Below are 789 nucleotides of genomic sequence, written 5' to 3' on the forward strand. Positions count from 1 at the left end.
AACGCCTGGAAGCTCGTGCCCGCCGGCACCTGCGAGTCCATGGCGCTGCCCGGCGGTCGCACCGGCAGCCTCGAGCCGCTGGACCGGGACGTGCCCGCCAAGGGCTAACGCCGGCCGGTCAGGGACGCCGCTCATGGAGGCAATCATGTCCGAAACAGCCACGCGGACGTCCATGATGCCGCCTGCGGACCCGATGCCGGCGCGAGCCGGCGTCGGGCTCAAGGCCCGGCATTACGCGAGCGTCGTCGGCGAGCGCCCGGACGTGGGCTTCTTCGAGGTCCACGCAGAGAACTACATGGGCGCCGGCGGCCCACCCCACGCCTGGCTTGCCGCCGTGCGCGAGCGCTACCCGCTGTCCGTGCACGGGGTGGGGATGAACATCGGCGGCGAGGGCGCCCTGGACACCGCCCACCTCGCCCGCCTCCGCGGCGTGGTGGACCGCTACGAGCCCGCGCTCGTCTCCGAGCACCTGGCGTGGTCCGGTCACGGCGGCGCCTATTTCAATGACCTCCTGCCCCTGCCCTACACGCGGGAGACACTGGTCCGCGTGATCGACCGTGTCGACCGGGTGCAGTGCACGCTGGGCCGGCGCATCCTCATCGAAAACCCGTCCACCTACGTGTGCTTCGGCGGCGATGAAATGGACGAGGTGACCTTCCTCAGCGAACTCGCGCGGCACAGTGGCTGCGGCCTGCTGCTCGACGTGAACAACGTCGCCGTGTCGGCGACAAACCACGACCACGACCCGGCCGCCTACATCGACGCATTTCCCACCGGTCCCGTTGACGA

2 protein-coding genes are annotated in these 789 nt (G+C 70.3%); both read left to right on the top strand.

Annotation, left to right across the window (positions count from 1 at the left end):
- Window positions 1-108, top strand: a 108-nt coding sequence (locus G7A99_RS22310; protein WP_163144196.1) for a DUF2282 domain-containing protein, incomplete at its 5' end; no start/stop codon positions are given.
- 37 nt (window positions 109-145) lie between these two features.
- Window positions 146-789: DUF692 family multinuclear iron-containing protein (locus G7A99_RS22315; RefSeq protein ID WP_240466379.1), on the top strand; the 644-nt coding region annotated here is incomplete at its 3' end.

The organism is Arhodomonas sp. KWT (assembly GCF_010993615.1).